Origin of the sequence: Paraburkholderia ribeironis (genome assembly GCF_900019265.1) — a bacterium.
In the GTDB taxonomy this organism is placed as follows: domain Bacteria; phylum Pseudomonadota; class Gammaproteobacteria; order Burkholderiales; family Burkholderiaceae; genus Paraburkholderia; species Paraburkholderia ribeironis.
On the sequence record NZ_CYGX02000038.1, the window covers coordinates 26,850 to 52,470 of the forward strand.

A 25,621-nucleotide genomic window follows, 5' to 3' on the forward strand; every position below is an offset into this window, starting at 1 on the left:
CCGCCGTCTGCACCGCGCCGTTCCGGGCAGACAGACGCCGGATCAGGCTCAGTGCGCTTCCACGGCCGAGGCCGGAACGTCAATCTTACCGCGATCACCCGTCACCCGCTCGACGTGCGGTTTCGCCCACGTCCCGGTGATCGCGTACTCGCGTGCGAGCACGTGCGAGAGCGAGTGGCTGAGCGCGAAGTCGGCCGCCAGCGCGCCCAGGCCGAGCAGCGGGTTGATGATTGCCGCGGCGATCACCGCGGCGCCGGCGCTGACCGTCGGCGTGACGTGGAGGTGCATGTCCTGGGTCTTCTGCGCGAGGTCGACCGAGCCCGTCATGTCGACGCGCGCCGGCGCTGTCACCATCCTGAAGTTGTCCGTGCGGCCGATGCCGTTGCGGATCTCGGCGGTGGCGGTGACGCTCGAGAACGGCAGACCTTCGCCGATCACGTCGCGGAAATCCAGCGTGGCGATACGCGCGAGGCTTTGCAGGCTGAGCACGCCCAGCAGCGTGGCGACGCCCGGATCGACCTTGAGGATCTGGCCATGGCGCAGCTCCGCAGCCAGATTGCCGTTGAGCGTCGGATAGTCGATCGTGGCAGGGCCGCCGCGCCACACCACCTTGCCCGTCAGCGAACCGCTGCCGCCCTTGAGCGTGCGCGGCAGACCGAAGCGTTCGAGCAGCCCGCCGGCGTCCTTGACGTCGAGCTTGAAATCGAACACGGTGCGGCGCGGCGTGGTTTCGTCGGCGCTGCTGCCCAGTGTCGTCGAGGTGCGCCAGTTCGCGGTGGCGGTCAACGTGGCGGCGGGGTTCGTGATGTCGAGCTTGTCGAGTTGCCAGACAGGCACGCCGTCTTCGTCGAAGTTGTGCGCGTCGACTTCGAGGCGGCCGACGTTGTGATCGCGCACGATCAACTCGTTGACCACCAGATCGATCGACGGCATGTTCTGCGCGGGTGCCGACATCGCCGGGCCGAGCAGATCCTTGTCCGCGAGCGACGGAATCACGACACGCGCAAAGCGCGCCTGCAGCGTGCCCGGCGACCCGCGGGTCGGGCCCGGCAGCCATGAAACGTGGCCGGACACCTGGTTGGACGCGATGTTCGCCTGCCATTGGCCGTCCGTATGCGACGCGCCGACGATCACGTTGTCCCAGTGGCGCTTGAGCAGCGTCAGCGCTTCGATGTGCAGCGCGAAGCGGTTCGGCAGGAACTGCGCGACGGTCGCATTCGGGACCGCCGGCGGCGTCGCCGCCGCGGCGTCCCTGCTGCGCATCTGTGTGACGAGCGCACGCCATGCGTCGGCGTCGAACGCCGGCACGTCGATCGCGGCGACCACCCCCTCGGATGGCAGGTCGGCGGGCCGGTTGACGCCGATCGCGCCACGTACGACCGTGGGCGGCGCCTTCGGCCGATAGCGCAACAGGTAGGCCGCGGCGACTGGCCCGAAGGTCAGGTCAGCGCGCTCCAGGCCGGTTTCGCCCGGCGCCGCGGACGGGCTGACGGCGAAGTGCAGCGGCATCGGCGCGCCGGCCGGCTTGTTGAACGGCGCAGGGAAGTCGAGCGCGAGACCGGTCAGATCGGAGTTCGCGGAGACTTGCGGCAATCGTCCGCGGGCGCCGCGCACATTCAGCGCATACGGCGCGCTACCGCTCATGTGCGTCAGCACCTGCGCGGCCGGCCCATGCAGAGCGAGGCCACGCGCGGCGTCGACGGCGAGATGGCCGTCGAGCGCAAGCGCGTACGTGCCGTCCTGCCTCAGCCCGCCATTCGCGTGCACGTCGCCACCGAGGAACTGCCCCGAGAGCCGGTCCACCTGGGCCGTACGCTCGGTGAAGCGCACCCGGCCGTTCAGTTGCGACAGCGGCGGCGCGTTGGCGACGGACAGGCGGTTGTTCAGGAAGCCGACCGCACCTTCCACGCCGATATGCGGTCTGGGCGTGCGCGGCACCGTCAGCTTGAGCGCGAGCGACGCCGGCCCCTCGGCGCGAATCCGCTCGGTCTGGTGCCTGGCCATGATGCCGAGCGAACTGCGGTTCACGTAGTCGAGCATGTCGGCGAGCGGCCCGCGGCCGTCGCCCTGGATGACGAGGTGCGACTCCCTGGTGCCGAGGTCGTCGATCCTGCCGTTGACGCCGGTCAGCGCGACCTGCTTGTAATGTGCGCGGTCGATATCGAAGTGCAGCAGGTTCTGGCGGATTTCGAACACGCCGTCGATGCCATCGAGCGGCGGCCATACGTTCGGCGTGCCATTCCTCATGTTGCGCGGCGGGTACGGCGAAGGATCGAATTTGCCGCCCTTGATCGGTGCGACGACGCGGAAGATGCCGGCGTCGGGATCGCGCGCATAAGGGAATTTGGTCAGGTCGCCGTGCACCTCGATCGTCGCGCCGCGCGACATCCCGGCCTGCAACCCGTGGCCCAGATAGATGCGCAGCTTTTCGCTGATGCTGGTCGGCAGATAGCGGACGATGCGCGTCACCTGCGCGCGCTGGAAATCGGCTTTCAGGTCGAGCGAGCCGCGGCCGTGGCCGGGGTTGCTGTAGTCGGCGCTGGCGGAGGCCGCGACGTCCGCGTTCGAGACGCCGAAATCGGCCAGCTTCACTTTGAAGGCCGGATGTTTATCGCCCGGCGCCTTCGGCCCCATGGTCCAGTCGGCGCGGCCATACAGACGATCGAGTTTCAGGCGCGGATCGTCGAATACGCCAGGCAGCGTGAGCGCCACGTTGGATGTGTCGAGCATCGCGGTGCCGTGGGTTTCGTCGGCATCGACGCGGCCCCACAGGTTTTCGATGCCGGGTATGCCGGCGCGCGGGTGATTGCGTGCCGTGAGTCCCGGTGGCGGCTCCTGGGCGGCGATGCTGATACCTTGAAGATCACCCTTGAACCGATAGTGTTCGATCGGTTCTCCGCCGGCCGGCCGGTGGTCGCTGCCCGCTTCGCCGGACTCCGGCCTGGCGCGCTCGACCTCGATCACATAGTTGGCCACCAGGCCGCGCGGGTTGTAGCGCACGAGGTTGTTCAGCAGAGGCCGCGGCAGCGGCAGCGCACGGCTGAATTCGGCGAGGATGCCAAGGTCGACACGATCGCCGCTGACGCTCACAAGTTGCCCATGCTGCTGCGATGTCGTCCGGTAGCGGCTGTCCAGCGTGTGGAACGTCAGCGTGCGGGTCAGGGGCGTGCCGTCTTCGAGCGGCGGTTGGCCGAGTTCGGCGCGCATGTCGGACAGTTGCAGCCGGTAGTCGCCCTGTCCGATATCGAGATGCCACGAAAAATCGGCGATCGGCAGGAGCAGCTTCGGCTGCGTCGGACGCACCCGCAGCGCGACGTCAAAACCGCTCAGCTGCCCGCTCGCCGCCGTCATGCGGCCTTCGTTGAAGTCGGCCCAGATCGCGTTGTCGACGCGGCCGGCGAAGGTTTCGATCGGAAAGTTGATGTAGCGCGAAAGCGTCGGCAGATCGACCGGACCCGTCGACACATACACCTCGCCCGTCCAGTTGATCGGCTTGCCGATCGCGGAGAGCGGCGCGTGTCTGAAATACGTGCGGAAGTCGATCGGGCCGTGCAGCACCCGACCGTCGGGAGGGGCCTGCAAGGCCAGCCGGTGATCGTAGCCATCGTTCAGAATCGCGATCCGGATGTCGCGCAGCGCCAGTTCCGGTGCGTCGTGCAACGCATCGCGCCAGCGCAGCACGCCGCCGCGCACGATGATCGCCTGCTGGCGCAACAGCCAGGTGGACAGCGTGTCGTTGCCGGTGTGGCGGGTCGGCACCGGCACGCCCGCCACAGCCAGCACGCCGTCGTCGTTGCGCGAGACCAGCACATCGGGCTGCTCGACGATCAGGCTGGAGAGCGCCAGATGAAACTGCCAGACTGATTTCCACGAGAGTGTGGCGGTGGCGCGCGGAATCGTCAGCGCGGCTTTGCCTTCGTGATCGCGGATGACGAGGTTGGTGACGTCGACGCCCGGTTGAAAGCCGCTCCAATGCGGCGCCAGCTTGCCGATGGTGAATTGCGTGCGCAGCTTGTCGGAGACCATCGCCTCGATGCGCGGCCGCAACGAGTCGATGCGCGGCAGCACCACATAGCGCAACCCGAGAAACAGACCCGTCGCGATGAAGTAGAGGACGAGCGCGAGCGCCAGGACCACATGCAAGGTCCGACGCAGCACGATGTGGTCGCTTTGGCTCACGGGTCGCACCTGCCCGGTTTCATGCTGGTCGGCGGGTTCGTTTCGCTCGGACATGCTGCGGCGGGTGGGCGTATGGTAGTTTTGCGAGTTAACGACGAAATGTAACACACGGCAAAGGCTCAGCGGACTTCCTGCAAACCCTGTCCGCACAACGCCTCGCGGCGTGCATCGGGCCATTGCTTGCGTGTGCTGCAGCGAACTGAACAATGCCTATCAAGCAACGAGCGAGCCAGACTTTTGATGACTGACGCCACCCTCCTGAGTTCCAGCTATTCACACTACGCCGCACGCGCCGCGGCAGCTCGACCGCAACTCGCGGCGCACGTGGCGGCGCTGGCGTCCGCGCCGCTTACCCGCGAGCGCATCGACCAGCGCTTCGACGCGTTGTGCGCGGAGGCGGCCGGCGCGGCCGGCGGCCCATTGAGCGAGCATGCGCTCAAACGGGCATTGCGCCAATTGCGCACCGAGGTATTTTGCGCGGCGATGGAGCGCGATCTGGCGGGCAAGGCCGACGTCGCCGAAGTCACCGGGGCGCTGACCGATCTCGCGGAGACGACGATCCAGCGTGCGCTCGCGGTGCTGTCCGCCGAACTCGAAACGCTTTACGGCGAGCCGCGCGGCCCGGAAGGTGAGCGGCTCGCGCTCGGCGTGGTCGGCATGGGCAAGCTGGGCGGGCGTGAGCTGAACGTGTCGTCGGACATCGACCTGATCTTCGTCTACGAAGAGGACGGCGAGACCGCAGGCGGCCAACGTTCGCCAATCGCGACGCAGGAGTTCTTCACGCGCTTGGGCAGGCGCGTGATCGGCGCGCTCGCGGAAGTCACCGCGGACGGCTACGTGTTTCGGGTCGATATGCGCTTGCGGCCGAACGGCGACTCCGGTCCGCTCGTGTGCAGTCTCGGCATGCTCGAAGAATATTTTTACGTGCAGGGCCGCGAGTGGGAGCGCTATGCGTGGATCAAGGGGCGGCTCGTGTCGGAAGGCGAAAGCGCCGCGGCGCAGCGGCTGCGCAAGCAACTCGACGCGATCGTCACGCCGTTCGTCTACCGCCGCTATCTCGACTTCGGCGTGATCAGCGCGATTCGCGCGCTGCATTTGCAGATTCGCCAGGAAGCGCAGCGGCGCGCGTCGATGCGGCCCGACAAGGCCGACGACATCAAGCTGGGCCGCGGCGGCATTCGCGAAATCGAATTCAGCGCGCAGGTGTTCCAGCTGATCCGCGGCGGCCAGGATGCGGGCTTTCGCGTACGGCCGACACTCGCGGTGTTGCGGCACGCAGCCGCGCACGGGTTGCTGGACCCGTCCGTGTGCGCGCGGCTCTCGCGGGCCTACGGGTTTCTGCGCGAACTCGAGCATCGTCTGCAATACCGCAACGATGCGCAAACGCACGCGATGCCGGTCGATCCCGACGACCGCGCGGCGCTTGCCCGCGCAATGGGTTGCGACGACTACGCGGCATTGATGGTGAAGCTCGATGCGCATCGCGAATTCGTCGAGCAGCAGTTCGACCAGATTTTCGCCGACAAGGTGAGCGGGCGCGACGGCTGCGGCGCGCCGGAAGACGGCGCCGCCGCATGGGTCTGGAGCAGCGCGCTGGCCGACGACAGCGCCGACGACGCACTGCGCGCCCGTCTGATCGAACTCGGCATGGCCGAGCCGGGCGAGCTGCTCGCGCGGCTGCGGGCGGTGTGGCAGTCATCGCGCTACGCGGGGCTCGCCGAGCGCAGCCGGCAACGTTTCGACATCGTCGCACAGCGAGCGCTGGACGCCGCACGCACGCTCGAGCCGGCGGCGCGGCGCGGCAATACCGTCGCGCGGTTTTTCGACCTGCTCGAAGCGGTGAGCCGGCGCGGCGCCTACCTCGCGCTGCTGACCGAATATCCGCAGGCGCTGCATCAGGTGCTGTCGGTGCTGGGCGCATCGCGTTGGGCGGCCGGCTATCTGATTCGCCATCCGCAACTGCTCGACGAACTGCTGGACGATGAAGCGATCAACAGTCCGTTCGACTGGCCCGAGTTCAAGCGCACGCTGCGCTTGCGGCTGGCCGCCGCCGACGGCGTCGAGCAGCAGATGGATCTGCTGCGCCATGCGCACCAGGCCGAGGTATTCCGCATTCTGCTGATCGATCTCGCCGGCAAGCTGAGCGTCGAGCATGTGAGCGACCGCCTGTCCGAGCTCGCCGATGCAGTGCTGGACGTCACGCTCGAAGCCGTCTGGAAGCAACTGCCGAAGCGCCACCGCGAGGTGCCGCGTTTTGCGGTGATCGCCTACGGCAAGCTGGGCGGCAAGGAACTGGGTTACGCGTCCGACCTCGACGTGATCTTCCTGTACGACGATCCCGACGAAGCCGCCGCCGACGTCTATGCGACCTACGCCCGCCGGCTGATCACATGGCTCACCACCGCAACCGGCGCCGGCACGCTGTTCGACATCGACTTGCGGTTGCGGCCGAACGGCGAGTCGGGACTGCTCGTCACCGATCTCGACGCGTTTCGCCGCTACCAGTTGCGCGAGGGCGACGCGGCCAATACCGCGTGGGTCTGGGAGCACCAGGCGCTGAGCCGCGCACGTTACTGTGCGGGCGACGCGGAAATCGGCGCGAAATTCGAGGCGATCCGCGAACAGGTGCTGACCACGCCGCGCGATGCGGCGCAGCTTGCCGAGGAGATCGTCAAGATGCGCGAGCGCGTCGAGGCGGGGCATCCGAACCATACGCCAGCGTTGTTTGACCTGAAGCACGACCGCGGCGGCATGGTCGATATCGAATTCACCGTGCAGTACTGGGTGCTGTTGCACGCCGCGAGCGATCCCGAGCTGATTCGCAATACCGGCAATATCGCGTTGCTGCGAGAAGTGTCGCGCTTCGGCCTGATGAGCGAAGCGGAGGCGGAGACGGTTGGTGCGGCGTATCGCACGTACCGCAAATTGCAACACACGCTGCGGCTGGACGGGATGGAAAAGGCGCGGGTCGATCCGGCGCTGGTTGAAACCGAGCGCGAGGCGGTACTGGCGCTGTGGACGCGGGTGTTCGCGTGAGGAGGGGCGAGGGGTGGCGTTGGGTGGCGTTTGGGGTGGCGCCCGCGCTGCCGTGCGGCGCAAGGCGCGTATTGCCGCCTCGCATTGTCGTGTGATGTGCCGGGGTTGCTGCGGGGTGGGGGTTGTAAAGCGGCCCGGGATGAACGATGTCCCGGCCGCCTCGCGCTGAGACGCTCGAAGCGGCACTAGTAAGCCGCTCTAAGCCGAGTTAAGCCGCGTTAGGTCACACTACGCGGCCAGCATTTCCTTCGCGTGCTTGCGGGTGGTCGCGGTGATTTCCAGTCCGCCGAGCATCCGCGCGACTTCCTCGACGCGGCTCGCCTTGTCGAGCGAGATCACGCTGCTGACCGTGCCGCCCTGGCCGTTGCCCGCTTTCGCCACCTGGAAATGGTGATCGCCGCGTGCGGCGACTTGCGGCAGATGGGTCACGCACAGCACCTGGCGCGCCTTGCCGAGCTGATGCAACAGGCGTCCGACCACTTCGGCGACGCCACCGCCGATCCCCGTGTCCACTTCGTCGAAGATCAGCGTGGGAGTGGGGCTCGCGGCGCTCGCGATCACCGCCAGCGCGAGGCTGATCCGCGCCAGCTCGCCGCCCGAGGCGACCTTGGCGAGCGGCCGCAGCGGCACGCCGGCATGACCGGCGACGCGGAACTCGATCTGTTCGAGCCCATGCGCGCCGCCTTCGGGCAGCGGCACCAGCGCGACTTCGAAGCTGCCGCCTTTCATCGACAGTTCCTGCATGCCGGTGGTAACCGCCGTGCCCAGCGTCTTGCCGGCCTTCGCACGCGCCTTCGAGAGTTTTTTTGCTTCGCTCAGGAAATCTTCTTTGGCCCGGGCTTGCGCTGCGTGCAGGCTGTCGAGATCGGCGGCGGCGTCGAGCGCGGCCAGTTGCGCGCGCCGTGCCTCGTGTTCCTCCGGCAGTGTTTCCGGCTGCAGGCGGAATTTGCGGGCGGCCGAGTGCAATGCGTCGAGGCGCCTCTCGACCTGCGCCAGCCGGTCCGGATCGAGTTCGAGCTTCTGTGCGTAATGACTCAGCGAATACGCCGCTTCCTGCAACTGGATCTCCGCCGGTTCGAGCGCGGCGAGCACGTCGTTCAGCGCCGGGTCGATCTCCGCGAGATCACGCACCTTCGAGACGATCGAAGCCAGATGCGTGATCATCGCCTCATCCGATTCGGACAGTGCGCCAAGCGCGCCCTGCACGCCGTCGATCAGATTGGCCGAATGCGACAGCCGCCGGTGTTCGGTGTTGATCTCTTCCCACTCGCCGGGTTGCGGCGCGAGCTTGTCGAGTTCGGCGAGCTGCCAGGCAAGGCGCTCGCGTTCCAGTTGCAGTTCGCGGTCGCGCGTCTGCGCGTGCTCGACTGCCTGAATCTTCTCGCGCCAGATACGCCACGTCCGCGTGACGGTGGCCGCGGTGTCGGCGAGGCCTGCGTGGGTATCGAACAGTTCGCGCTGCGCGTCCGGGCGCATCAGTAACTGGTGCGCGTGCTGGCCGTGAATATCCACCAGCATTTCGCCGACCTCACGCAACTGCGCGAGCGTCGCCGCGGTGCCATTGATGAAGGCCCGCGAACGGCCGCTGGCGTCCACCACGCGCCGCAGCATCACAGTGCCGCCTTGATCGCCGTCACCGGCGGTGGCGCCGAGCGCCTGCTCGTCGAGCCATCGCTCGACCTGAGCGTGCGTCTCGAACTCGGCGGTGATGTCGGCACGGCTCTCGCCGGTGCGCACGACGCTTGCATCGGCGCGTGCGCCAAGCGCGAGCGCCAGCGCATCGATCAGGATCGACTTGCCGGCGCCGGTTTCGCCTGAGAAAACAGTAAAGCCGCTGTCGAATTCGAGGTCGAGCGCGGCGACGATGACGAAGTCGCGAATCGAGAGATGGCGCAGCATGGAGGTCGTCTGATGAGCTTGAAATTCAGTTTTCGGCCGCGGCGGCGTGCGCGTTCCGGCGTTGCTTCGCCAGTCAGGGCCCGCTCTCTTCTTCGTGCGACGGGTATTCGTGCCAATGCAGTTTCTTGCGCAACGTCGTGTAGTAGCTGTAGCCGACCGGATGCAGAATCGGCACGGTATGGCGCGAGCGGCGCACTTCGATCGTGTCGCTCAACTCCAGCGATGTGAACGACTGCATGTCGAAATTGACGTTCACTTCGCGCCCAGACACGATCTGGATGCTCACCTTGGACTCGTCCGGCAGCACGATCGGCCGGTTCGACAACGCATGCGGCGCGATCGGCACCAGCACCATGCCCTGCAGCTGCGGATGCAGAATCGGTCCTTGCGACGACAATGCATAAGCGGTCGAGCCGGTCGGCGTGGCGACGATGAGGCCGTCCGAGCGCTGGTTGTACATGAAACGCCCGTCCACCGACACACGCAGTTCCGCCATGCCCGAGACGCCGCTGCGGTTGACCACCACGTCGTTGAAGGCGAGTGCATGATAGATCGGGTTGCCGCCGCGCATGATGCGCGCCTCGAGCAGCATGCGTTCTTCGCGCTCGAAGTGGCCGGAAAGCATTTGCGGCACGATCTCGCTCATGTCGGAGATCGGGATATCCGTAATGAAACCGAGCCGCCCATGATTGATACCGATGAGCGGCGTGCGGTAGGGTGCCAACTGGCGGCCGATGCCGAGCATCGTGCCGTCCCCGCCTAGCACCACGGCGACGTCGGCGCGCGCACCGATCTCGGCTGGACGCAGCGCCGGATAGTCGGTGACGCCGATTTCGGCGGCGGTCTCGGATTCGAACACGACCTCGAAGCCGCGCTTTGCGATGCACGAGGCGAGCGCGGTCAGCGGCTCGCCGATGCCTGGCGTATTGCTGCGCCCGACGAGCGCGACGGTCTTGAACTGGCTGGTCACTTGCATGCCGGCATTACACCATAGGTGGGGCCTGAAAAGAACCGCAGACCGACCCGGTAGCGAGCCGGCGCATACGGGTCGTCAGTGCATCCCGCGATTATCGTTAGAATGGTGAAGCAGTGATGACATCTGCGTCGGTCAAGATGTAGCGGCGTGTTGCGGGTTGGCGCGCCGGGGCCGTGGCCTGCGGGATGGGCTGAACGGTGACGCAGAAGGTGGCACAAGAGTCGGCGAAGAAGGTGGTACCAGCGGCGGCACAAGCGGTGGCACAAACGGTGGCATGAGCGATGGCCGGCGGAACGTGCGGGCGAACGCCGGGCGGCGCGCCCGACCACGGACCGGGCGGCGTCCCGCCTGGCGGGTGCGCAATCGTCGCGGCCAGGCACCGTTAGCGCTCGCGGTAGTGGCTTCATTGGGCTAAAATTTTCCGTCATGCTAGATCCTCGCGCACAAACCCTGCTCAAAACGCTGATCGAGCGCTACATCGCCGAAGGTCAGCCGGTCGGCTCGCGCACGTTGTCACGTTATTCGGGCCTCGAGTTGAGCCCGGCAACGATCCGCAACGTGATGTCCGACCTCGAGGACATGGGGCTCGTGATCAGCCCGCATACTTCCGCCGGCCGCATTCCCACGCCGCGCGGCTACCGGCTGTTCGTGGACACGATGCTGACGGTCGAATCGGCCGCGGACGAAGAAGCCGTGACGCGCACCGTCAAGACCACGCTGCAGGCGGGCGAGCCGCAGAAAATCGTGGCCGCGGCGGCCAGCGTGCTGTCCAATCTGTCGCAGTTCGCCGGCGTGGTGCTCACGCCGCGGCGCAGCCACGTGTTCAAGCAGATCGAGTTCATGCGCTTGTCCGACAAGCGCATCCTGCTGATCATCGTGACGCCGGAAGGCGACGTGCAGAACCGGATCCTCGCGACCCAGCGCGACTTTTCGCCGTCGCAACTGGTCGAAGCCTCCAATTACATCAACGCGCACTTCGCGGGTCTTTCGTTCGACGAAGTGCGCCGGCGCCTGCGCGAAGAAATCGACGAGCTGCGTGGCGACATGACCTCGCTGATGCATGCAGCCGTCACGGCCAGCACGGACGAATCCGACACCGGCGAGACCGTGTTGATTTCGGGCGAGCGCAACCTGCTCGAAGTGGCCGACCTGTCGTCGGACATGGCGCGCTTGCGCAAGCTGTTCGATGTGTTTGACCAAAAGACCAGCCTCCTTCAATTGCTCGACGTGTCGAGTCACGCGGCGGGCGTGCAGATCTTCATTGGCGGCGAGTCGAATCTCGTGCCGATCGAGGAAATGAGCGTCGTCACCGCGCCGTACGAGGTGAACGGCAAGATCGTCGGCACGCTCGGCGTAATCGGGCCGACCCGCATGGCATACAACCGCGTGATTCCGATCGTCGATATCACCGCGCGGCTGCTGTCGTTGACGCTGAGCCAGCAGTAGCGACCCGTCACGGCGGCCGCGGCACACACCGTGCTGTGAATGATGCGCGAGGCAGCGCGGCTTGCCAATCGGCCGAACGGCCAGGGGTGCCTGGCGGACCTGGCCATGGACCGCGCCGCTATAATGAAACTCCACTGAATCGACTCCCCGCGGGAAGCGGTTACTTCCGCGGTTACTTCCGCGCTTACTTCTGCGGTTACTTCTGCTGCCTATGCGCTTCGACCTCGAGCGGCCTTCACAGAACGCCACGTCACATCGTGTCGCCGTGCTGCTGATCAATCTCGGCACGCCCGACGCGCCGACGCCGCGCGCTGTCCGCCGTTATCTCGCGCAGTTCCTGTCCGATCCACGGGTGGTCGAAATTCCGGCGCTGCTCTGGCAGATCATTCTGCGTCTGCTGATTTTGCCGTTCCGCGGCCGTAGCTCAGCCAGGAAGTACGCCGCGGTCTGGATGCCCGAAGGCTCGCCGCTGCGCGTGTACACGGAAAAACAGGTGGAAGGTTTGCGCCATCTGCTGCAATTGAACGACTACACGGTGCTGGTCGACTACGCGATGCGCTACGGCACACCGGGCATCCCGGCCATGCTGAACCAGCTGAAGCTGGCGGGCGCCGAGCGCGTGCTGCTGGTGCCGATGTACCCGCAATACTCATCCTCGACCACGGCCACGGCTTTCGACGACGCCTTTGCGGCCCTGAGGCGCATGCGCAATCAACTGGAAATCCGCACGGTGCGCCAGTACGCCGACCATCCGGCGTACATTGCCGCGCTTGCCGCGCGGGTGCATCAATATTGGCATCAGCACGGCCGGCCCGACTTCGCGGCGGGCGACAAGCTGGTGCTGAGTTTTCATGGCGTGCCCAAGCGCACGCTGGACCTGGGCGACCCGTATCACGAGCAATGCCAGTTGACCGGCGCGCTGCTGATGCAGGCGCTGGAACTGACGCCGGTGGAATGCCGCATTACTTTCCAGTCGCGCTTCGGCAAGGCCGAATGGCTGCAGCCGTACACCGCGCCCACGCTGAAGGAATTGGGCGCGGCGGGCGTGCGGCGTGCCGATGTGTTCTGTCCGGGCTTTACCGCTGACTGCCTTGAAACGATCGAAGAGATCGGCATGGAAGTGCGCGACGAGTTCCTGCGTGCAGGCGGCAAGGAGTTTCACCGGATTGCCTGCATGAACGCCGCGCAGCCGTGGGTTGCCGCGCTCGGCGAAATCATCGCGCAGAATCTGCAGGGCTGGCCCGTGCAGGCGGTGCCGGTGCCGCACACGACAGGGGTGTGAGCAGTTCATGAACTACAGGATTTCAACCGAAGCGGGCGCGAAACTGCGCATCGACAAATGGCTGTGGGCGGCGCGCTTTTTCAAAACGCGCTCGCTCGCGGCGGACGCGGTCGACAAAGGGCGCGTGCGCATCGGCGGAGTCGGCGTCAAGCCGGCCAAAGACGTGCGGGTCGGCGACCTGGTCGAGATCGAGATCGAGCAGATCGTGTGGCAAGTGGAGGTGTTGGGCGTGTGCGACGTGCGCGGTCCCGCGAGCGTTGCACAGACGCTCTATGCTGAAACGGAGCAGAGCAAGGTAAAGCGCCAGGTTGAGCAGGAGCGACGCAAGACGTATCGCGAACCGGCCGCCGCTTTGCACGGCCGGCCGACCAAGCGCGACCGGCGCACTATCGACAAATTTTCATCTCGGGGTTGAACAATTGCTCCATGGTCGCGTGCACACCGCCATATTCGGTAGTGCGATCGTTGACCGCTCCGGACATGCAGATGGTGGTAGTGCCCGCAACCAGTACCAGTGCGACCACCCCGATTGCAAAGGTCAGTTTCACGGTACTCCCCTTGGAACAGATCGGTATAAGAACGAGAACGGGCGAAGCAGGTGGAATTGCAAAATGTCGGAAAGGCTTACGTCAGATTAGGGTTAACGTGCCTTTTCCGATGCTTTATTGGAGGATAGGCCACTTGTCGACGGCACTCAATCTCAATCTGATTCCGACGCATTAATGGTTGTAACGGCGTATTTCGCCTAGCCGTCCGGGGTGCGAAAAGCCCGTGAAGGACCCGCTTGAAATGGGTCTTTCCGGCCCCATCTGCCGTTGCATATGTAGCTGCGCGCCGAGACGGGTGTCGCGATTTTGCAACGCACAAATCACGGCACATCGGGCACGCTTGCGCCACACTTGCCTTTATTTTTTAACGACTTTCAGCGACATGGAAAACACGCAAGAGAACCCGACGAGCCAGAATCCCACGCCCGCCGACGAAACCGCGCGCCAGGCCGCCGAGGCCGCGGCATCCCAGCAGGACGCGGCTGCGGCCGCCGCCGCGGAAGCGCCGGCGGCTGGTGAGCAGGCCGCGCTGGCCGAAGCTCAGGCAAAGATCGCCGAATTGCAGGAAAGCTTCCTGCGCGCGAAGGCCGAGACAGAAAACGTGCGCCGCCGCGCTCAGGAAGACGTCGCCAAGGCGCATAAGTTTGCGATCGAAAATTTCGCCGAACATCTTCTGCCGGTGGTCGACAGTCTCGAAGCGGCCGTCGCGCACTCGTCCGACGATCTCCAGAAGGTGCGCGAAGGCGTCGAACTCACGCTGCGACAGTTGACGGGCGCGCTGGAGAAAGGCCGCGTCGTCGCAGTGAACCCGGTTGGCGAGAAGTTCGATCCGCATCGCCACCAGGCCATTTCGATGGTGCCGGCCGATCAGGAGCCGAACACCGTCGTGGCTGTGCTGCAAAAAGGCTTCGTGATCGCCGATCGCGTGCTGCGCCCCGCGCTCGTGACCGTCGCGGCGCCGAAGTAAGCGGCAGAGGCCTCTGGTAAGCCGCTTCGTCTGGCAGGCACCGCCATGGCCGACATTCCCGTCGACGCTACCGCGTTTGCCGTCTTCGACATGCAGGAGCTCAGCGCCGAATCGTTCGACGCCGGGCTCGCCGCGGCCGGGGACGAGCTGGCTGTGGTGTTTTTCTGGGGTCTCGACTGCTTCAATTGCGAGATCGCCAAGAAGGCGATGCTGGCGCAGCCGGATGCGATCCGCGCGCTAGGCCTCAGATGGTTTCACAGCAACGTCTACGAGCATCGCGAGTTGAGCCGCCGCTTCATGCTGCACGGCGTACCGACGTGGTTCTTCTTTTACCGCGGCAAGCGGCTCGGTCGGGCAACCGGCTGGCATGGTCTCAGGCAGTTCGAGGCGGCGGTTGCGGCCGCACGCGAAAAGGTGCGGACCGGCAGTGCGCACGCTGATGGAGCGGCTTCGGGCAAAAGTCCGGCTGATTGAAAAAAATTAAAGACCGCATCGTAAAAGAGGTCTTGAAAACGATGCGGACGCACTTATGTTGAGTGCAGGTATGAATTGAGAGCGGTTCGCCTGACCGCCAGATGGGCAAACAGGGCGATTTCCGCAGCGATCAAAGTCAGGAGATTAGTAAAAATGGGCAAAATCATCGGCATCGACCTCGGCACGACCAACTCGTGTGTGGCGATCATGGAAGGCAACTCGGTCAAGGTGATCGAGAACTCGGAAGGTGCGCGCACCACGCCGTCGATCATCGCTTACATGGAAGACAACGAGATTCTGGTTGGCGCGCCTGCGAAGCGTCAGTCGGTCACGAACCCGAAGAACACGTTGTACGCGGTCAAGCGTCTGATCGGCCGCCGCTTCGAAGAAAAAGAAGTGCAGAAAGACATCGGCCTGATGCCGTACAAGATCATGAAGGCCGACAACGGCGACGCATGGGTCGAGGTGCGTAGTCAGAAGCTGGCGCCGCCGCAGATCTCCGCGGAAGTGCTGCGCAAGATGAAGAAGACCGCTGAGGACTACCTCGGCGAGACGGTCACCGAAGCCGTGATTACGGTTCCCGCGTACTTCAACGACAGCCAGCGTCAGGCGACCAAAGATGCAGGCCGCATCGCCGGTCTGGAAGTAAAGCGGATCATCAACGAACCGACCGCAGCCGCTCTGGCGTTCGGCCTGGATAAGGCTGAAAAGGGCGACCGCAAGATTGCCGTGTTCGACCTCGGTGGCGGTACGTTCGACATCTCGATCATCGAAATCGCCGACGTCGACGGCGAAATGCAGTTCGAGGTGCTGTCCACGAACGGCGATACGTTCCTGGGCGGTGAAGACTTCGACCAGCGCATCATCGATTACATCATCGGCGAGTTCAAGAAGGAGCAAGGCGTCGATCTGTCGAAAGACGTGCTCGCGCTGCAGCGCCTGAAGGAATCGGCTGAAAAAGCCAAGATCGAGCTGTCGTCGAGCCAGCAAACCGAAATCAACCTGCCGTACATCACGGCCGACGCATCGGGTCCGAAGCACTTGAACCTGAAAATTACGCGTGCGAAGCTGGAAGCGCTGGTTGAAGAGCTGATCGAACGCACCATCGAGCCGTGCCGCGTGGCGATCAAGGACGCGGGCGTGAAGGTCGGCGAAATCGACGACGTGATTCTGGTCGGCGGCATGACGCGTATGCCGAAGGTGCAGGAAAAGGTCAAGGAGTTCTTCGGCAAGGACCCGCGCCGTGACGTGAACCCGGACGAAGCCGTGGCCGTGGGGGCCGCGATTCAAGGCCAGGTTCTGTCGGGCGACCGCAAGGACGTGCTGCTGCTCGACGTGACTCCGCTGTCGCTCGGCATTGAAACGCTCGGCGGCGTGATGACGAAGATGATCAACAAGAACACCACGATCCCGACCAAGCACGCACAGGTCTACTCGACGGCTGACGACAATCAGAGCGCCGTGACGATCAAGGTGTTCCAGGGCGAACGCGAAATGGCAGCGGGCAACAAGCTGCTGGGCGAGTTCAACCTCGAAGGCATTCCGCCGGCACCGCGCGGCACGCCGCAGATCGAAGTGAGCTTCGACATCGACGCGAACGGCATTCTGCACGTCGGCGCGAAGGACAAGGCGACCGGCAAGGAAAACCGCATTACGATCAAGGCGAATTCGGGTCTGTCCGAAGCCGAAATCGAAAAGATGGTGAAGGACGCCGAAGCGAACGCGGAAGAAGATCACAAGCTGCGTGAGCTGGCCGATGCCCGCAACCAGGGCGACGCGCTGGTGCACAGCACGAAGAAGGCGCTCACCGAATACGGCGACAAGCTGGACGCGGGCGAGAAGGAAAAGATCGAAGCTGCGCTGAAGGATCTCGAAGAAACGCTGAAGAGCGGTTCGAGCGACAAGGCCACGATCGAAGCGAAGATCGAGGTAGTGGCAACCGCCTCGCAGAAGATGGGCGAGAAGATGTACGCCGACATGCAGGCTGCGCAGGGTGCCGAAGCAGCGGCAGCAGGCGCGGCGGGTGCGAGTGCATCGGCGGGCGGCGCGAGCCAGCAGCAGGACGACGTGGTCGACGCCGAGTTCAAGGAAGTGAAGAAAGACTAAAGCCAGGTCGGATTTCGACCGTAAAGCCGCGCATAGCGATGTGCGCGGCCCGGCTGCACAAGCAAAGCGCCCATTCGGGTGGCAAACGTGCAAGAGCGGTTATCACGCCTGGCGAGCCTTTTTGGGCTCTCCGGGCACATTTGTTTTATGGAGGGCGTTGTTTTGAACCGCGTCAAAGCGGGTGGAAACAGCGGCCGGACGAGTCGTGAGACTCCAGCATTCAAGAGGAGCCACCGCGTCGCATTGCGCGAGTGGCGTTGAACCGATATGGCGAAACGGGATTACTACGAGGTTCTGGGCGTCGCGAAGAACGCGGGCGACGACGAAATCAAGAAGGCTTATCGCAAGCTCGCGATGAAGCACCACCCCGACCGCAACCCGGGCAACAAGGACGCGGAAGAGCATTTCAAAGAGGTCAAGGAAGCCTATGAAATGCTGTCGGACTCGCAAAAGCGTGCCGCGTACGATCAGTACGGCCACGCGGGTGTCGATCCGAACATGGGCGCAGCCGGCGCGCAAGGCTTCGGCGGCTTTGCCGATGCGTTCGGCGATATTTTCGGCGACATCTTCGGTCAGGCGGCCGGCGGTGGCGCACGCGGCGGCGGACGCGCTGGCCCGCAGGTGTATCGCGGCGCCGATCTGCGCTACAGCATGGAAATCACGCTGGAGCAGGCCGCTCACGGCTACGACACGCAGATTCGCGTGCCGAGCTGGGTCTCGTGCGAAGTCTGTCACGGTTCGGGCGCGAAGCCCGGCACCAAGCCCGAAACCTGCCCGACCTGCAGCGGCTCGGGTTCGGTGCGGATGTCGCAAGGCTTTTTCAGCATTCAGCAGACCTGCCCGAAGTGCCACGGCACCGGTACCTACATTCCTGAGCCGTGCGGTCACTGCCACGGCGCGGGCAAGGTGAAGGAAACCAAGACGCTGGAGGTAAAAATCCCGGCCGGTATCGACGATGGCATGCGCATCCGCTCCGCCGGCAACGGTGAGCCGGGTATCAACGGCGGTCCGTCGGGCGATCTGTACGTCGAGATTCACATCAAGCAGCACTCGGTATTCGAGCGCGATGGCGACGACCTGCATTGCCAGATGCCGATTCCGTTCACCACGGCGGCACTCGGCGGCGAAATCGAAGTGCCGACGCTCGCGGGCCGCGCCAGCTTCACCGTGCCTGAAGGCACGCAGTCGGGCAAAACGTTCCGTCTGCGCAGCAAGGGCATCAAGGGGTTGCGTTCGAGCATCGCCGGCGATCTGTATGTGCACGTGCAGGTCGAAACGCCGGTCAAGCTCACCGAGTCGCAGCGCGATTTGCTCAAGCAGTTCGAGAAAGCGCTGGTGGAAGGCGGCGCGCGGCATAGCCCGCAAAGCAAGAGTTGGTTCGATCGGGTGAAGAGCTTCTTCGATTAACGGTTGTTTGAAGCTGGCGGCAAGCATGACGGCAGATGAGGGCGGCGCAGTATTCGCACTGCTCGACGATTGCGACGCGACGGCGGCGCGCCGTTCGAGTCGTCTGTACACAGGATTCGTGCATGAACGGGTGTGCGCGGACGCCGCGCAACTCGAGGCCGTGTGTCAGCGCGTGGTTGCGGACACGCGGGCGGGTTTGCATGCCGTCGTGCTGGCCGATTATGAGTTTGGCCGGGCGCTCGTCGACGCACGTGCGCACTGGTCTCTGAAAACGCAGCCTGGCGACGCCACGCTGCGTTTTTTATTGTTCGAGCGCTGCGAAAAGCGTTCGCGCGAAGAGGTCGACGCGTGGCTCGCAGGCCGCGACGGCGGTGCGCTGCAGCCGACGGTGGCAGGCACGGCCAACCTGAGCGCGAGTGTCGACCCCGCGCAATTCAACGCGGCAATCGATGCGATTCACGCCGCCTTGCGGGCCGGCGATTCCTATCAGGTCAACTACACGTACCGGCTCGCCTTCGATGTGTTCGGCTCGCCCACCGCGCTCTATCGGCGGCTCAGGGCGCGTCAGCCGGTTCGGTTCGGCGCGCTCATCGCGTTGCCCGATGACACTTGGGTGTTGTCGTGCTCGCCGGAGCTCTTCGTCGAAAAGCAGGACAGGCTGTTGCGCGCTCGGCCGATGAAAGGCACGGCGCCGCGCTCGGACGATCCGGTCGTCGATCGGCGCACTGCCGAGTTCCTCGGTAACGATCCGAAAAATCGCGCCGAGAACGTAATGATCGTCGATCTGTTGCGCAACGATCTGTCGCGGGTCGCGCAGACGGGTTCGGTCAAGGTGCCAGCGCTGTTTTCGGTCGAACCGTATGCGTCGGTCTGGCAGATGACGTCGACAGTGCACGCGACGTTGCGACCCGGCACGTCGTTCGCCGGTATCCTGCGCGCGCTGTTTCCGTGCGGCTCGATCACCGGCGCGCCGAAGCATCGCACGATGCAGTTGATCGACCAGCTTGAAAGCACGCCGCGCGGTCTTTATACCGGCGCAATCGGCTGGCTCGACGCACCTTCGCCAACCACGCATGCCGGCACTGAAGACAGGCGCGCAGAAGATGCCGCCGGCGCGTCACAGATTGCTGCGGCGGCCCCGATACAGCCCTCTGATTGCGGCGATTTCTGCCTCTGCGTCGCTATTCGCACATTGACATTGAAACGGTCGGCGCAAACTGGCGCGCTGCAAGGCAAGATGGGTGTCGGCGCGGGGATCGTCCTCGATAGCGTGGCCGCCGACGAATATGCGGAGTGCCAATTGAAAGCCCGTTTTCTGACCGCCGCCGAGCCGGGCTTTGAGCTTTTCGAAACGATGTACGCGACGCGGGAAGACGGCGTACGGCACCTATCGCGCCATCTGCAGCGGCTCTTGTCCAGCGCCGCGACGCTCGGCTTCAGAATCGACGAGGCAAGCATCCGCGAGCAGCTCGCGGCGAAGTGCGCGTCGCTGCCAGCGCAAACTCCGCACCGCCTGCGGCTCGCGCTGGGCATGAGCGGCGCGGTACAACTCACCGCCGCGGTGCTGACGCCGTTGGCTGAGTCGCCTGTTGGTGTCCTGCTCGGACCGGAGCAGGACTTTGCCGCCATGCATGCCAGCGACCCGCTGCTGCGTCACAAAACGACCCGCCGCGCCGACTTCGACCGCGGCTGGCGTGAAGCCGAAACCAAGGGTGCATTCGATACGCTGTTCTTCAACGAACGAGGCGAATTGACCGAAGGCGGCCGCTCGAATGTATTCGTGAAGCTGGCAGGACGATGGTGGACGCCGCCGCTCGCGTCGGGCGTGCTGCCTGGTGTGATGCGAAGCGTGTTGCTTGAAGACACGTCGGGCCTGCAAGCGGCGGAAAAGGTGCTGACGCAAACCGACGTATTGAACGCCGAAGCGCTGCTGGTGTGCAACGCGCTGCGTGGTGCGTTGCCGGCGCGCATCGTCCGCTAGAACGCCAAAGAGGTGCCGCACGCATGGGCAAAGCCGTCCGCGTGCGCGAAATCAGCCCGCGCCCGGTTCGGCACCGGGGCGCGGCAACTCATTAGAACGTATGCTCCGGTCCGGGGAATGAAGCATCCTTCACCGCGCGCACGTACGCTTGAACGGCAGCCAGGATGCTCGTCTGTCCCTGCATGAAATCCTTCACGAAGCGCGGGCGCTTGCCGGGGAAAATCCCCAGCATGTCGTGCAGCACCAGCACCTGGCCGGAGCAATCGAGGCCCGCGCCGATCCCGATGGTCGGAATGCGCAACTGCTTCGTGACTTCGCTCGCGAGCTGCGCCGGAATCGCTTCCATCAAGAGCGATTGCGCGCCGGCCGCCTGCATCGCGAGCGAGTCGCGCAGCAACTGACTCGCACCGGCCTCGGTCTTGCCTTGCACTTTGAAGCCGCCGAACGCATGCACGGATTGCGGCGTGAGGCCGACGTGCGCGCATACCGGAACCGACCGCTCGACCAGAAAGCGCACCGTGTCCGCGAGCCATTCGCCGCCCTCTAGCTTGACCATTTGCGCGCCGGCACGCATCAATTCCACCGAACTTCTGAACGCGTCTTCCGGTGTGCCATAAGTGCCGAACGGCAGATCGGCCATGACGAGCGCCGAGGGCCGCGCGCGCGCGACGCTAGCGGTGTGATACGCGATGTCGGCGAGCGACACGGGCAGCGTGGTCGTCTGGCCTTGCAGCACGTTGCCGAGCGAGTCGCCGATCAACAGCACGTCAACGCCCGCGCGATCCAGCAGCGCGGCAAAGCTAGCGTCGTAACAGGTGAGCATCGCGATTCTTTCGCCGGCGTCGCGCATCGCCTGCAGTTTCGGCACGGTGATAGCGCTCCGGCTCGCTTCCTGCAAATAAGTCATGGGTCAATCCAGTGGAAAAAAGGTGGCCGCACCGCTCAGAGCGACGTGCCTTTGACAAAGAATTCCTTGCGGCCGCGCATGGTTTCGATGCGTTCGGCGAGTAGCGCAAGGTCCGCGTCCGAGTCGAGCGGATTCAGGTGTTCGGCGTTGACCGTCAGCACGGGCGCGCCGTCGTAGTGATAGAAGAACTCGTTGTACGCGTCGCACAGCGCGCGCAGATACGCGTCGGAAATCTGCAGCTCCATCGGCACGGCGCGCTTCTGGATGCGCGCGAACAGGACCTCGGGACTGGCCTGCAGATAGACCACGAAATCCGGCGCCGGCGCGCTGACCTCGAGCCGCGCGGCGAGCGCGCGATACAACTGCCACTCGTCGTCCTGCAACGTCAGACGCGCGAAGATCTCGTTCTTCTGCGTGATGAAATCCGTGATCAACTGCGTGCCCAATCCCTGCGCGACGTTCACTTCCTGCGCCTGCTGCGCGCGTTGCAACGCGAAGTGCAATTGCGCGGGCAGCGCGTAACGGGCGGTGTCGCGATAAAAACGTTCGAGAAAAGGATTGTCCTGGGGCCGCTCGAACAGTTCCCGCATCGACCAGCGCTGCGCGAGGCGTTGCGCGAGCGACGTCTTGCCGACGCCGATCGGACCTTCGATCGCGAGATAACCGAACGGTGGCCGCAGTTGCGGCGCGGTGACCGTGAGCGGCGGCGAACTCATTCGCAGCGGCCCTTGTCGGCGGCGCCAGTGCCGGCCGTCAGTGCGTTGAGCATTGGACACTGACAGGGCGATTTGACCTTCTCGATGCGTTGATTGCTGACGCCGCCGAGCAGCGCGGCGGCGCGTCCGTGCTGTGGGATGACCAGCGCCGCGTCGATTTCGACGAGCGGCACCAGAGCGAACGCGCGTTCGATCAGACGGGGATGCGGCACGATCAGATCGGCTTCGTCGATCGATTGGTCGCCATACAGCAGGATGTCGAGGTCGAGCGTGCGCGGTGCGTTGCGAAACGGCCGCTCGCGGCCGAACTGATGCTCGATCTTGTGGCACAGCGCCAGCAGATGCCGCACGGGGAGTGTCGTATCGACCTTCACGACGCAGTTGAAGTAATCGTCACCGCCCGCGTCGATCGGGGCAGTGCGATACAGGCTCGATTTGGCGAGCACGGAGATGGTGTGCTGTTGAGCGAGGCACACCACTGCGTCTTTCAGGGTCTGGCGCGCGTCCCCGAGATTCGCGCCGAGGCCAAGATAAGCAACCGTCATGGCATAACTTCCTGCAACTATCGTTCGACGGCTTCAGACGAACGCCGTGTCAGTCGTCGTGCGCGCCATCGTGGCCCGCGTCGTTGTCTGTGCGTTCGGCTGGCGTGCCGCCCTCCATTCCGTCGCCCGATTTGCGGTTCCGGGCGCCGCTGCTGCGCCGCCGTCGTTTTCTGGGGCTTCGGTCCTTCCCGCCTTGCGCGAGCAATGTCTCACGCGCCGCGGCGTCTCCTTCGATGAACTCCGTCCACCACGCACCGACCGACTCATCGAGTTCGCCCGATTCGCAGCGCAACAGGAGGAAATCATACCCCGCTCTAAATCTTTGGTGTTCCAGCAGCTTCAGCGCGCTTCTTCCCGAGCGTTTCTCGAGGCGCAACTGCAGACCCCAGATCTCGCGCATGTCCGACGAGAAGCGCTTGTGGATCGCGAGTTTCTCGGTTTGCGTGTCGAGCACTTCGTCCATCGCGCGATGCAGCGCGGGCACCGGATATTCGCCGTTCGCTTCAAATTTCTGCCAACGCTGCTGGACGTCGTGCCACAGCAGCGTGGCGAACAGGAAGCCCGGCGATACCGGCTTGCCGGCGCGCACGCGAGCGTCCGTGTTGTTCAGCGCCAGCGTGATGAATTTTTCGCCGGTCGGCTGCTCCAGCACCACGTCGAGCAGCGGCAGCAGGCCGTGATGCAGCCCTTCCCGGCGCAAGCGCTTCAGGCAGGCGAGCGCGTGGCCCGACAGCATGAGCTTGAGCGTCTCGTCGAACAGACGCGCGGCGGGCACGTTGTTGATCAGATCGGCCATTTTGCCGATCGGTGCGCGGGTGCTGTCTTCGATTTCGAAATCGAGCTTCGCGGCGAAGCGCACCACGCGCAACATGCGTACCGGGTCTTCACGATACCGCGTGGCCGGGTCGCCGATCATGCGCAGCAGACGTGCGCGCATGTCGGCGATGCCGTTGTGATAATCCAGCACGGTTTGCGTGGCCGGATCGTAGTACATCGCGTTGATCGTGAAGTCGCGCCGCGTGGCGTCTTCGTGCTGCTCGCCCCACACGTTGTCGCGCAGCACGCGGCCGCTCGCATCCACCGCGTGGGTGCGGCGGTCGAGCTCGTCGCGCTTCAGGCGCCGTGGCGGCGCGGCGTCGGCCGCAGGCGGATCGACCAGCGCGCGGAACGTCGAGGTTTCGATGATCTCCTGACCGAACTGCACATGCACGATCTGAAACCGGCGACCGATGATGCGCGCTCGGCGGAACAGCTTCTGCACCTGCTCGGGCGTGGCGTCGGTGGCGACGTCGAAGTCTTTCGGCTTGATGCCGAGCAGCAGATCGCGCACCGCGCCGCCGACGATGAACGCACGGTGGCCGGCCTGCTGCAGACCTTCGGTCACGCGGATCGCGTTTCTCGAGATCAGCGCGGGATCGATGCCATGCACGTCGTGCGGAATGATGACCGGCACGTCCGGGTCGCGCACGACTTTCGCGGCCGCGCCAGCGGGTTTGCGGCGCGTCTTGCTGGCGCCTGCCGTGGCGGACTTCGTGCGCACGGGTGCGCGGCCGGTGTCGTCTGCTTCGGCTTCGGCGGATAGCGTGTCGTTAGCGGGTGCCGCGTCCTGGCCGAATAGCTTGCGGATGAGTTTTTTGATCACGAGACTTGAAAGAGTTCGAGGATGCGCCAGCCTTTGGCTTGCGCATGGGCGCGCAATGTGTCGTCCGGATTGGTCGCGATGGGGTCGGTGACTTTCTCGAGCAACGGAATGTCGTTGTGCGAATCGCTATAGAAATAGCTGTGCTCGAAGTCGCTCCAGGTCTTGCCGAGCGAGGCGAGCCACGCTTCGGTGCGGACGATCTTGCCTTCCTTGTAGCTCGGCGTGCCGGTGGGGCGGCCGGTGTACGGCGCATGCGGATCGTCATTAACGGTTTCCGCTTCGCAGGCGATCAGCGTATCGACACCGAAGGCCTGCGCGATCGGGCGCGTGATGAATTCGTTGGTGGCGGTGACCACGCAGCAGAGGTCGCCGGCTTCGCGATGCCGCTTCACCAGTTCCTGCGCGACCGGGAAGATCGCCGGCGTGATGACTTCATGCATGTACTGCGCGTGAAAGTCGGCGAGCTGCGCACGCGTGTACTTCGCGAGCGGCGTGAGCATGGCGATCAGATAAGCGTGAATGTCGAGCTTGCCGGCCTTGTAGTCGGCGAAAAAGCGGTCGTTTTCACGGGCGAAATTTTCGGCGTCGACCATGCCTTGTTTCACCATGAAGCGGCCCCATTCGTGGTCGCTGTCGGTGGGAATGAGCGTGTGATCGAGATCGAAGAGTGCGAGATTAGCCATGGGGGCCTATTTTACTTGAAGCGGGAGACGCGTCGCGTGAACCCGCGTGGCTGCCCGACGAGCCGGACGACGCCGGCGAGCCGCGCCGTTCATCGGCATCGGGTGAAGCCAGCATGGTACGCAGCAGCGGCAGCGTGACCGCGCGTTTCTGTTCGAGCGAGAAGCGGTCGAGCGCGTCGAGCAGCGCCATCAGGCTCGGCATGTCGCGGCGAAAGTGCGTGAGCAGGTAGGCGGGCACGTCGTCGGCGAGCATGATGCCGCGCTCGCGCGCCGCATGTTTCAGCACCGCTGCCTTGCCTTCGTCCGGCAGCGGCGCGAGATGAAACACGAGACCCCAGCCGAGGCGCGTGCGTAAATCCTCGCGCACCGTCATGCCGATCGGCGCCGCGTTGCCCGCGGCGACCAGCGCGCTGGTGGGATGCGCGCGCACCTCGTTGAACAGGTTGAACACGGCGATCTGCTGCGCGGCCGACAGCGCGTCGCAATCGTCGATCGCATACAGCGCGACGCGCGGATCGAAGCTGAATGCGGCGAGGCTGCTTTGCGGGCCGGCGTAGCGCGCGTGACCCGGCGGCGCGTCGTGCACCAGTGCCTGCAACAGATGCGTGCGGCCGCTGCCGGACTCGCCCCAGATGTAGAAGGTGCGATCGGCGACGGGCCCGGCGGCGAGCACGCTGTCGAGCTCACGCAGCCGCGTGACCAGCTCCGCGTTGGCGCCGGCGAAGAAGTTATCGAATGTCGATGGCGGCGGGGTGCCGAGATCGAGCGTCAGTTGACGAAGCACAGTAGGTGAATGCCGAAAATGAGGACCAGGCTGCAAGTGGCCA

Annotated in this window: 18 protein-coding genes; 9 read left to right on the forward strand and 9 right to left on the reverse strand. The window is 64.8% G+C overall.

Features of this window, described 5'->3' with window-relative positions; all coding sequences use genetic code 11:
* Positions 1-48: 48 nt before the first annotated feature.
* Positions 49-4,233: a YhdP family protein gene (locus BN2475_RS17650; protein WP_094780798.1), complete on the reverse strand. Its 4,185-nt coding sequence runs from the start codon at positions 4,231-4,233 to the stop codon at positions 49-51.
* Positions 4,234-4,365: 132 nt separating this feature from the next.
* Here BN2475_RS17650 and glnE point away from each other — a divergent pair, with 132 nt between their 5' ends.
* Positions 4,366-7,215: a bifunctional [glutamate--ammonia ligase]-adenylyl-L-tyrosine phosphorylase/[glutamate--ammonia-ligase] adenylyltransferase gene (glnE, locus tag BN2475_RS17655; RefSeq protein ID WP_094780799.1), complete on the forward strand. Its 2,850-nt coding sequence runs from the start codon at positions 4,366-4,368 to the stop codon at positions 7,213-7,215.
* 228 nt (positions 7,216-7,443) lie between these two features.
* Here glnE and recN read toward each other — a convergent pair whose 3' ends face one another.
* Positions 7,444-9,114, reverse strand: coding sequence for a DNA repair protein RecN (recN, locus tag BN2475_RS17660; protein ID WP_094780800.1), 1,671 nt, complete (start codon positions 9,112-9,114; stop codon positions 7,444-7,446).
* A 73-nt stretch (positions 9,115-9,187) separates the two neighbouring features.
* Positions 9,188-10,090, reverse strand: coding sequence for an NAD kinase (locus BN2475_RS17665; protein WP_094780801.1), 903 nt, complete (start codon positions 10,088-10,090; stop codon positions 9,188-9,190).
* Between the two features lie 426 nt (positions 10,091-10,516).
* Here BN2475_RS17665 and hrcA point away from each other — a divergent pair, with 426 nt between their 5' ends.
* The 8 genes from hrcA to BN2475_RS17705 all read left to right on the forward strand — a co-directional run bounded on the left by hrcA (position 10,517) and on the right by BN2475_RS17705 (position 20,301).
* Positions 10,517-11,536 carry a heat-inducible transcriptional repressor HrcA gene (gene hrcA, locus BN2475_RS17670; protein WP_094780802.1) on the forward strand — a complete coding sequence of 340 codons (1,020 nt, stop codon included), beginning with the start codon at positions 10,517-10,519 and terminating at the stop codon, positions 11,534-11,536.
* A gap of 211 nt (positions 11,537-11,747) precedes the next feature.
* Positions 11,748-12,818 carry a ferrochelatase gene (hemH, locus tag BN2475_RS17675; RefSeq protein WP_094780803.1) on the forward strand — a complete coding sequence of 357 codons (1,071 nt, stop codon included), beginning with the start codon at positions 11,748-11,750 and terminating at the stop codon, positions 12,816-12,818.
* Positions 12,819-12,825: 7 nt separating this feature from the next.
* Entirely contained in the window at positions 12,826-13,233 is a 408-nt protein-coding gene (locus BN2475_RS17680; protein WP_094780804.1) for an RNA-binding S4 domain-containing protein, read from the forward strand.
* 515 nt (positions 13,234-13,748) lie between these two features.
* Positions 13,749-14,333, forward strand: coding sequence for a nucleotide exchange factor GrpE (gene grpE / locus BN2475_RS17685; protein ID WP_094780805.1), 585 nt, complete (start codon positions 13,749-13,751; stop codon positions 14,331-14,333).
* Between the two features lie 45 nt (positions 14,334-14,378).
* Complete coding sequence (locus BN2475_RS17690; protein ID WP_094780806.1) at positions 14,379-14,807, forward strand: thioredoxin family protein; 429 nt, start codon at positions 14,379-14,381, stop codon at positions 14,805-14,807.
* Positions 14,808-14,960: 153 nt separating this feature from the next.
* On the forward strand, positions 14,961-16,913 hold the full coding sequence (gene dnaK / locus BN2475_RS17695; RefSeq protein WP_094780807.1) for a molecular chaperone DnaK: 1,953 nt from the start codon (positions 14,961-14,963) through the stop codon (positions 16,911-16,913).
* Positions 16,914-17,180: 267 nt separating this feature from the next.
* Positions 17,181-18,320: a molecular chaperone DnaJ gene (gene dnaJ, locus BN2475_RS17700; protein ID WP_094780808.1), complete on the forward strand. Its 1,140-nt coding sequence runs from the start codon at positions 17,181-17,183 to the stop codon at positions 18,318-18,320.
* A 25-nt stretch (positions 18,321-18,345) separates the two neighbouring features.
* Positions 18,346-20,301: a chorismate-binding protein gene (locus BN2475_RS17705; protein ID WP_094780904.1), complete on the forward strand. Its 1,956-nt coding sequence runs from the start codon at positions 18,346-18,348 to the stop codon at positions 20,299-20,301.
* Between the two features lie 91 nt (positions 20,302-20,392).
* Here BN2475_RS17705 and panB read toward each other — a convergent pair whose 3' ends face one another.
* From panB to hda, 6 genes are read right to left on the reverse strand one after another with little or no spacing between them, the layout of a single operon-like run.
* Positions 20,393-21,208 (reverse strand): 3-methyl-2-oxobutanoate hydroxymethyltransferase, encoded by an 816-nt coding sequence (panB, locus tag BN2475_RS17710; RefSeq protein ID WP_094780809.1) that lies wholly within the window; start codon positions 21,206-21,208, stop codon positions 20,393-20,395.
* 35 nt (positions 21,209-21,243) lie between these two features.
* A complete protein-coding gene (locus BN2475_RS17715) occupies positions 21,244-21,924 on the reverse strand; it encodes a deoxynucleoside kinase (protein ID WP_094780810.1) in 681 nt (226 codons plus the stop codon).
* Positions 21,921-22,469: a 2-amino-4-hydroxy-6-hydroxymethyldihydropteridine diphosphokinase gene (folK, locus tag BN2475_RS17720; protein ID WP_094780811.1), complete on the reverse strand. Its 549-nt coding sequence runs from the start codon at positions 22,467-22,469 to the stop codon at positions 21,921-21,923. Before folK ends, BN2475_RS17715 begins: the two co-directional genes overlap by 4 nt.
* A gap of 49 nt (positions 22,470-22,518) precedes the next feature.
* Positions 22,519-24,111, reverse strand: coding sequence for a polynucleotide adenylyltransferase PcnB (gene pcnB, locus BN2475_RS17725; RefSeq protein ID WP_094780812.1), 1,593 nt, complete (start codon positions 24,109-24,111; stop codon positions 22,519-22,521).
* A complete protein-coding gene (locus BN2475_RS17730) occupies positions 24,108-24,794 on the reverse strand; it encodes a histidinol-phosphatase (RefSeq protein WP_094780813.1) in 687 nt (228 codons plus the stop codon). The genes pcnB and BN2475_RS17730 overlap by 4 nt, the downstream gene beginning before the upstream one ends.
* Positions 24,787-25,578 (reverse strand): DnaA regulatory inactivator Hda, encoded by a 792-nt coding sequence (gene hda, locus BN2475_RS17735; protein ID WP_094780814.1) that lies wholly within the window; start codon positions 25,576-25,578, stop codon positions 24,787-24,789. The genes BN2475_RS17730 and hda overlap by 8 nt, the downstream gene beginning before the upstream one ends.
* Positions 25,579-25,621: the final 43 nt, after the last annotated feature.

Excerpts from the sequence above, each read along its gene's own strand:
- BN2475_RS17650 (WP_094780798.1), bottom strand. The coding sequence starts at position 4,233 with ATGTCCGAGCGAAACGAACCCGCCGACCAGCATGAAACCGGGCAGGTG.
- recN (WP_094780800.1), bottom strand. The coding sequence starts at position 9,114 with ATGCTGCGCCATCTCTCGATTCGCGACTTCGTCATCGTCGCCGCGCTC.
- BN2475_RS17665 (WP_094780801.1), bottom strand. The coding sequence starts at position 10,090 with ATGCAAGTGACCAGCCAGTTCAAGACCGTCGCGCTCGTCGGGCGCAGC.
- hrcA (WP_094780802.1), top strand. The coding sequence starts at position 10,517 with ATGCTAGATCCTCGCGCACAAACCCTGCTCAAAACGCTGATCGAGCGC.
- hemH (WP_094780803.1), top strand. The coding sequence starts at position 11,748 with ATGCGCTTCGACCTCGAGCGGCCTTCACAGAACGCCACGTCACATCGT.
- BN2475_RS17680 (WP_094780804.1), top strand. The coding sequence starts at position 12,826 with ATGAACTACAGGATTTCAACCGAAGCGGGCGCGAAACTGCGCATCGAC.
- grpE (WP_094780805.1), top strand. The coding sequence starts at position 13,749 with ATGGAAAACACGCAAGAGAACCCGACGAGCCAGAATCCCACGCCCGCC.
- BN2475_RS17690 (WP_094780806.1), top strand. The coding sequence starts at position 14,379 with ATGGCCGACATTCCCGTCGACGCTACCGCGTTTGCCGTCTTCGACATG.
- dnaK (WP_094780807.1), top strand. The coding sequence starts at position 14,961 with ATGGGCAAAATCATCGGCATCGACCTCGGCACGACCAACTCGTGTGTG.
- dnaJ (WP_094780808.1), top strand. The coding sequence starts at position 17,181 with ATGGCGAAACGGGATTACTACGAGGTTCTGGGCGTCGCGAAGAACGCG.
- BN2475_RS17705 (WP_094780904.1), top strand. The coding sequence starts at position 18,346 with ATGACGGCAGATGAGGGCGGCGCAGTATTCGCACTGCTCGACGATTGC.
- panB (WP_094780809.1), bottom strand. The coding sequence starts at position 21,208 with ATGACTTATTTGCAGGAAGCGAGCCGGAGCGCTATCACCGTGCCGAAA.
- BN2475_RS17715 (WP_094780810.1), bottom strand. The coding sequence starts at position 21,924 with ATGAGTTCGCCGCCGCTCACGGTCACCGCGCCGCAACTGCGGCCACCG.
- folK (WP_094780811.1), bottom strand. The coding sequence starts at position 22,469 with ATGACGGTTGCTTATCTTGGCCTCGGCGCGAATCTCGGGGACGCGCGC.
- BN2475_RS17730 (WP_094780813.1), bottom strand. The coding sequence starts at position 24,794 with ATGGCTAATCTCGCACTCTTCGATCTCGATCACACGCTCATTCCCACC.